This is a genomic window from Streptomyces niveiscabiei (genome assembly GCF_001419795.1).
In the GTDB taxonomy this organism is placed as follows: Bacteria; Actinomycetota; Actinomycetes; order Streptomycetales; family Streptomycetaceae; genus Streptomyces; species Streptomyces niveiscabiei.
In genome coordinates this window covers 1-7,154 of sequence record NZ_LIRL01000633.1, presented here as the reverse complement: position 1 = coordinate 7,154, position 7,154 = coordinate 1, and the positions used below count along the sequence as shown (strand labels likewise).

The window sequence follows — 7,154 nt, the reverse complement described above, 5'->3', positions numbered from 1 at the left end:
CTTGGGCAGGCCGGTCGTGCCCGAGGTGTAGAGCCACAGGGCGGGCGAGTCCTCGGTGGTGCGGTCGGGGGCGAGGTCGCCGGGCTCGGCCGCCCGTCCGGCGGCGGTGAGGTGCTCCCAGCGCAGGCGGATGACGCCGGGCGGGGGTTCCACGGGGGCGTCGTCGAGGACGATCACGCCGGTCAGGTCGCCGACGGCGTCCGCGAGGGCGCCTTGCACGCGGTCGCAGAACTCGGGCCCGGCGAGCAGGTGACGGCAGCGGGAGTCCCGTACGACGGCGGCGAGGTCGCTGGCCGTGTTCATCGTCGACACCGGTACGGGGACGGCGCCCATGCGCATCAGGGAGAGCAGGGCGACGACGGTCTCGGGGCGGTCGGCGGCGTGGATCAGGACGCGTTCCTCGGGGCGGACGCCCAGGGCCCGCCAGCCGGCGCTCATCCGGGCGACCTGTGCGGCGAGTTCGGTGTAGGTGACGGTGGAGCGGGGGCCGACGAGGGCGGGGCGGTCGCCGTGGCCGGCGGTGATCTGACGGTCCACGAGGTAGGTGGCCGCGTTGAAGGGGGCGCTCACAGGGGGTCTCCCGGGAAGGTGAGGACCGGTTTGACGACCCGTGCCGCGCGCAGGTCGTCCACGGCTCTGCCGATCTGGTCGAGGGGGTAGAGCGAGATCAGCCGGTCGAAGGGGAAGCGGCCCCGGCGGTGCAGGTCGAGGAGAGCGGGGATGAACACGGCGGGGGTGCTGTCGCCCTCGACGATCCCCCGCACCTGGCGGCCGAAGAGCAGCGCGGACATGTCGAGGGAGACCTCCGTGCCGGTCGGCGCCGCGCCGAGCAGTCCGCAGACGCCTCCGGGGGCGAGGCAGTCGACGGCCTGCCGCAGGATGCCGGGGGCGCCGGTGGCCTCGATGCTGTAGTCGACCCCGGCTCCGGCGGTCAGGGCCCGCAGTTCGGTGACCGCGTCCGTCGCGGTGAGGTCGACGGTGTGCGTCGCGCCGAGGCCGGCGGCGCGGGCGAGGCGCGCCGGGGAACGTCCGGCCACGGCGATGGTCGTACAGCCGGCGTGCGCCGCTGCCATCACGGCCGCGCAGCCGACCGCGCCCGCGCCGAAGACCGCGATGCTGCTGCCGGGGCGGCACCTGAGCGCGTTGAGGACGGCTCCGGCGCCGGTCTGGAAGCCGCAGGCGAGCGGGCCGAGGAGTTCCAGGGGCAGGGCGCAGTCCGCCGGCACCTTGACGACCGAGCGCCGGGCGACGACGGCGTGGGTCGCGAAGGAGGACTGGCCGAAGAAGGCGCCGTTCACCCGGGTCCCGGCGGCGGTCAGGGCGCTGGAGCCGTCCGGTCGGCCGCCGGAGAAGTTGCGCGCGAAGAAGGCACCGCAGGACGCGGGGCGGCCTCCCGCGCAGGCCCGGCAGCTCCCGCAGGAGTCGAAGCTCAGCACCACCCGGTCGCCGGGCGCCAGGTCGCCGATGCCGGGTCCGACGTCCGTGACGACCCCGGCTCCCTCGTGGCCCAGCACGGCCGGCAGCGGGACCGGGAGCCACTGGTCGCGGCAGCTGAGGTCGGTGTGGCAGATGCCGGTCCCGGCCATCCGTACGAGGACCTCGCCCGCGCCCGGCGCGTCCAGGTCCAGGTCCCGGACCCGGAACGGCTGCCCGGGCTTCTCGGCCACCGCCGCGAGGATCTTCACGGCGTCCTCCCCCGGCCGACGCCGGCTCCCGCGCCCATCAGGTGTCGCCCCGGCACATCCGCAGCAGCTCCAGCGCGAGCCGGGTGCCGTCCTGGCCGAGCCCGCGGTGGTAGCGCTCGATCACCGCCCGTTCGCGGGCCAGGTCGGTGCGGGCCAGGGCCGCCTGGAGCCGGGAGAGCCGGATGCCCCTGCTGACCCCGCCCCGGGCGGTGATGAGCCCGATGAGGTCGTCGTCGAGCGCGTCGATCAGGGCGCGCTGGCCCACGATCGCCGAGCCGCGCGGGGTACGGCCGCAGGGGCGGCCCGGCCTGCGCTGCCACGCGGCGGCCGTCTCCAGGAGCAGGTCGACGTCCCGCGCGGTGGTGTAGTGGTGGCAGCTCACCCGCACGCCGCCGACCCCGGAGACGAAGCGCGCGCTGACGGCGACGCCGGCCGCCACCAGGCGGCGCATCAGCGCCACGTCGGCCTGGGGGCTGCCGGTGCCGAAGGTGAGGATGCCCGAGCGGTGCCGGTGCTCGCGCGGGCTGACCACGGTGAGCTTCAGCCGGTCCAGGCCGTCGGCCAAGTGGTCGGTGAGGTACCGGACATGCTCCTCGACGCGCTCGGGGCGCAGTTCCAGTGCCAGCGACAGGGCCGCCGAAAGGCCCGCCGCGCCCGGGTAGTTGCCGGTGCCGCCGATCTCCCAGGCGACGGCATCGTCGGTGAACTCGTATTCACCGAGCGGTGTGATGTCCGTACGGAGAAACGCCTCGCCCCAGGTCCGGGCCGGGGGTATCGCCGCGAAGAATCCCGCGATCGGGCGCCGCAGCCGTTCCCGGGCCCGTGGCGCGAGGTACATGAATCCGGTCCCGAACGGTGAGCACAGCCATTTGTGGCCGCCGCACACGAGGATGTCGACGGGGGTTAGGCGCACGTTCATCGGCAGCGCCCCCAGGTGCTGGGCCGCGTCCACCACGAGCCATACGTCCCGGTCCCGGCACAGCTCCGACAGCGCCGCGAGGTCGGCCCGGAAGCCGTTGGTCCACTGCACCGAGCTGATCGCCAGCGCCTTCACCTCGGGGGTCAGGCAGGCGCGTACGGCGTCCGCGGTGACGCGTCCGGCCTCGTCGTGCGGGACGGTCCGTACCTCGACGCCCCGGTCGGCGAGCTGCCGGCACGCCACGCCCAGCTGGATGAACTCCAGGTCGGGGAGGAGGACGTGGTCGCCGGGCCGCAGCGGCAGGGACTCCAGGGCGGTCTTCAGGCCATGGGTGGTGCTCTCCACCAGCGCGATGTCGGCCGCGTCGGCGCCGATCAGCCGCGCGGCCAGCGGGCGGGCCGCCGCGCGCATCTCGTTGAGCCGGGCGTGCATGGCCGTGCCGGACTCGGCGTGGCGGTACTGCGCGGTCTGCGCGAGGTCCGTGACCGCGCGCACCGCGCGGACCGGGGCGATCCCGATGCACGCGGTGTCCAGATACGGGCTGTCCGCCAGCCCGGGAAACTCTCTGCGGACGCAGGTGGAAAATTCCTTCGAATACGCTTCTTCGCTCACCGGAAACTCCCCGAGAACCACGGATCACCGCCGTTGATCCCATAGTCGGAGGATCAGATGGCCGGATCCAAGGGGCGCACACGGAATGCGTGAAGCATCGGCCGCGCATAAAGGGCTTTCAGGTATTCATGTGATGAACGGAATTACGCTTGTACGCCTGTCAGCCGGGCTTTCCAGATCTCGTCGCTGGGCCATCGGCGGGCCCAGTCGGCGGAGATCTCGGGGTAGTCGCGCGCGTGCGGGGGTGCCTGGATCTCGATCAGGTCCTCGACGACGAAGCCGCAGGATCGCAGCAGGCGGAGCATCTCGCCGTGCGGCAGGGTGAATTGGACGTTGTTCCCCTGTTCCAGTCGCGTCAGGCCGAACTGGGCGCGGGACAGGGTGGTGGAGGCGGTTCCCTCGGGCTGTGCGCACAGCGCGAACAGGGGTGAGTACTGCGAGAAGACCAGCAGGCCACCGGGGACGAGCAGCCGGGCCGCCTCGGGGATCCACCGGTGGGGGTCGCACCACAGGGAGGCGCCGTACTCGCTGATCGCCAGGTCGAACGTGTTGTCCTCGTAGGGCACGTGCTCGGCATCGCCCAGGACGAGGGGGAAGTCGATGCCGAACTCCGTCTGCATCGCGCGCGCCGTGGCGAGCTGTTTCTCCGAGACGTCGATCCCGACCGGGTGGGCTCCCGCTCTGGCCAGCCACGCGGAGACGTAGGCGGTGCCGCAGCCGAGTTCGATGGCGCGCATCCCCTCGATGCCGTCGGGAAGAATGCGGGCCTGCGACTCGGGGGTGGCCCACAGCCCCCAGGACGGTTCCGCCTGCGCCCAGTGATCCCTGGCGAGGGGACCGTGCCATCCGGCCGCCTCGTCGTCCCAGAAGCGCCGGTTCTGCTCCACATGCTCTGCCGGGCTGTCATGAGTCATGGGGGCATTCGATCGAAGACGCCGCTCCCCCGGCAACGGGATTTCCCAGGTGCCAAGCGAGGAACCGCAGGGAGTCGTCCGTCTCGAACGGCGGCAGATCTCCGTGCCCACCGGGGTGGACATGCAGAGTCTTCCCGGCCGACCCGATGGCGTCGAACAGCGCCAGGCTCTGCGCCCGGGGCATCCGCTCGTCGTCCCCCTGGACCAGAAACCGCACCGGCACGCTGATCCGCGCGGCGGCCCCGGCCAGCACGGGCGCCCCTTGCAGGCCCAGCACCGCCGCGCGCACCCGGGGTTCCGCGGCGACGAACGGGATGCCGAGCGCGCAGCCCAGCGACACGCCCCAGTAGCCCACCGGTCCACCGCCGACCTGGTCGAGCTGTTGGACCGCGGTCAGGACCGCCCGCCATTCCGCGACGGTCTGCCCGGCCACGAGCGTGTACAGGGCGGTGTCCAGCTCGGCCGTGTCCTCTCCGGCGGCGGTACGCGCCCGGTACTCGGTCGCGAGCCGGTCGAACTCCTCGCCGGCGGGCCGCTCGCCGTGGTGGGGCACGTCGAGCGCGGCGACGGCGAACCCGCCCCGGGCGGTGAAGTGACGGGCGCGGGCCAGGATGCCGGGGGACTTCTTGTGTTCCCCGCCGCCGTGTCCGAGCAGGATCAGCGGGCGGGGTCCGGGCGCGCCTTCCGGGGTCCACAGCGCGCCGGGGATGCCGTCGAGGGTGAAGAGCTGTTCGCTCACGCCGCCCGATGACGTTGTCGAGGTGAAGCGCATGGTGTTTCGGGCCTTTCGGGGCACCGCCCGCTCCTATGCCGTCGCCAGTGCCCGGTTCCGGCGTACCGACGACCAGAACGAGCTCCCGATGAGGACGACCCCCACGAGCCCGGTGACGATGTCGTTGATCTCGTACTGGATGGTGACCATGAGGATCACGGCGAGGGCGCCGATCGCGTAGTGGGCGCCGTGCTCCAGGTAGACGTAGTCGTCGAGGGTGCCCTGGCGGACCAGGTAGACGGTCAGGGAGCGGACGTACATCGCGCCGATCCCGAGGCCGAGGGCCATGAGGACGATGTCGTTGGTGATGGCGAAGGCGCCGATGACGCCGTCGAAGGAGAAGGAGGCGTCGAGGACTTCGAGGTAGAGGAACATGAAGAACGCGGCGCGCCCGGCGAGGGCGAGCGGGGAGCCGGGGGCCGGCCGCTCCTCCTCTTCCTCCAGCCGGTTCTCGAAGAAGCCGGAGAGCCCGCCGACGACCAGGTACGTGATGAGCCCGGCGATGCCGGCGAGGAGGACGGTCTGGGACTTGTCGGTGTGGGCGCCACCGTGTTGGTGGGCGTGGGCGGCGAACGTCACGGCGCTGACCAGCAGGACGCCGAGGGCGATGCACACGGACAGCGCGTCGACCTTGCCGAGCTTGGCGAGGGGCCGTTCCAGCCGGCGCAGCCACTGGACGTCCCGCTCCTCGAAGACGAAGTCGAGGAAGATCATGAGCAGGAACATCCCGCCGAACGCGGCGATCGCCGGATGCGCGTCGGTGACCAGCTGCTGGTAGCGGTCCTTGTCGGTCAGGGCGAGGTCGACGGCGTCGTACGGATTGAGCTCGGCGGTCATCGCCACGATGACCACGGGGAACAGCAGCCGCATCCCGAAGACCGCGATCAGTACGCCCACCGTGAGGAAGATCTTCTGCCAGAAGGCGTTCATCTTCTTCAGGACCCCGGCGTTGACGACGGCGTTGTCGAACGACAGGGACACCTCCAGGACGGCGAGGATCGCGACGACGCCGAGAGCCGCCCAGCCCCCGTACAGGACCCCCACGACGAGTCCGAGCGCGGTACAGGCGAACGCCCAACGGAAGGTTCTCAGCAGCACGGCCACTCACTCCTGTCGTCGACGCCCGTTGTCCGTCCGGCCGTTGTCTATCACGGTCACGGAAACAGGGGCTCAGGCCAGCAGCAGCGCCCCGTCCCACGAGGTCGCCGGGACGGCGCCAGAAGCGTACGTGTGCAGCGCCAGCGCGATCCCGGCGGCCCCCTCCAGGAGTCCGGGCCGGTCGAGGGGGCGGGCGGCGAGGTGATGGGTGTACCGGTAGCCGAAGGGGGCCTCGGGGGTGTACCCGGCGATCACCCGGGCCGCCAGCGCGTCCGCGAGGTCCGGCAGGCCCGGGTCTCCGCTGTCGTGCGCCATCCGCAGCGTGATCTGGAGCAGCCCCGCCCAGCCGTGGCACAGCGCGGAGTCGACGGTCCGGTCGTCGCTCGCGGCGCGCACCGCGCCGTGCAGGGAGGCGAGCGCGTCGGCACACCAATCGGCGCGGCCCAGGGCGAGGCCCGCGAGGTGGACGGCGCGGGCGGTGCCGGCGGTGCCGTAGCACCAGGAGTCCCGCCCGCATGCGGGGAGTTCACGGCCTTCCAGGTGGGCCCGGGTGATCAGGTGCGGCCAGTACCCGTCGGCGGTGCGCCAGCGTGCCAGCAGCGCCGTGATCCGCTCGATCGCCTCGGCGTGCCGCTCCACCCGGACGCCCGCCCGCCAGGCGAGGGCGAGCAGCGCGAGGGGTCCGGAAATCCCGTGCGCGAGGCCGAGGTTGAGGTGTTTGGGGAGTCCGTGGTCGAGTCCTTCGGTGATCCACCAGCCGTTCTCGGCGGTCGCGGCGGCCACGAGGGAGGCGAGGATCTCGGCGAGCGCGGGGGACTCGCCGTCGCGGGCGAGGAGGTAGCGGCCGGTCCCGGTGGTGCCCGCCAGGACGTCGTACGTGGTCCAGGCGCCCACGGTCCGGCCCGCGCGCAGGCGTTCGAGGTCGGCGCGGGCGCGGCGGCGGGCCTGGTCGACGATGTGCCGGTCGAGTCCGGCGAGGAGCGTGGTGTAGCCGCCGTAGGTGCCGGCCGCGGCCTGGGCGGCGAAGGCGAGGGCGGTCATGCCGCTGTACAGGGCCTGGGGTTGCAGGCGCAGGCCGGCGGCGAGGGCGGCGGAGAGGTGGGCGTGGGCCTGGGCCGCCGGCCGGTGGAGTTCGGTGTGGAGGAGGGCGAGGG

Annotated in this window: 7 protein-coding genes; all 7 read right to left on the bottom strand. The window is 72.7% G+C overall.

Annotated elements, in window-relative coordinates:
- Positions 1–570, bottom strand: a 570-nt coding sequence (locus tag AOK24_RS28785) for an AMP-binding protein (RefSeq protein WP_159052016.1), incomplete at its 3' end; no start/stop codon positions are given.
- Positions 567–1,685: an NAD(P)-dependent alcohol dehydrogenase gene (locus tag AOK24_RS28780; protein ID WP_055722970.1), complete on the bottom strand. Its 1,119-nt coding sequence runs from the start codon at positions 1,683–1,685 to the stop codon at positions 567–569. The genes AOK24_RS28785 and AOK24_RS28780, both read right to left, overlap by 4 nt.
- A gap of 37 nt (positions 1,686–1,722) precedes the next feature.
- Positions 1,723–3,216 carry an aminotransferase class V-fold PLP-dependent enzyme gene (locus tag AOK24_RS28775; protein ID WP_055722969.1) on the bottom strand — a complete coding sequence of 498 codons (1,494 nt, stop codon included), beginning with the start codon at positions 3,214–3,216 and terminating at the stop codon, positions 1,723–1,725.
- Positions 3,217–3,359: 143 nt separating this feature from the next.
- Positions 3,360–4,130 carry a class I SAM-dependent methyltransferase gene (locus tag AOK24_RS28770; protein WP_055722968.1) on the bottom strand — a complete coding sequence of 257 codons (771 nt, stop codon included), beginning with the start codon at positions 4,128–4,130 and terminating at the stop codon, positions 3,360–3,362.
- A complete protein-coding gene (locus AOK24_RS28765; protein WP_055722967.1) occupies positions 4,120–4,902 on the bottom strand; it encodes a dienelactone hydrolase family protein in 783 nt (260 codons plus the stop codon). Before AOK24_RS28765 ends, AOK24_RS28770 begins: the two co-directional genes overlap by 11 nt.
- 33 nt (positions 4,903–4,935) lie before the next feature.
- A complete protein-coding gene (locus AOK24_RS28760; RefSeq protein WP_055722966.1) occupies positions 4,936–6,000 on the bottom strand; it encodes a DUF475 domain-containing protein in 1,065 nt (354 codons plus the stop codon).
- Positions 6,001–6,072: 72 nt separating this feature from the next.
- A partial coding sequence (locus AOK24_RS28755; protein ID WP_055722965.1) for a lanthionine synthetase C family protein occupies positions 6,073–7,154 on the bottom strand: 1,082 nt, incomplete at its 5' end.

What these genes read in the sequence shown, in the direction of transcription:
- AOK24_RS28765 (WP_055722967.1), bottom strand. Translation starts at nt 4,902, where the DNA reads ATGCGCTTCACCTCGACAACGTCATCGGGCGGCGTGAGCGAACAGCTC.
- AOK24_RS28770 (WP_055722968.1), bottom strand. Translation starts at nt 4,130, where the DNA reads ATGACTCATGACAGCCCGGCAGAGCATGTGGAGCAGAACCGGCGCTTC.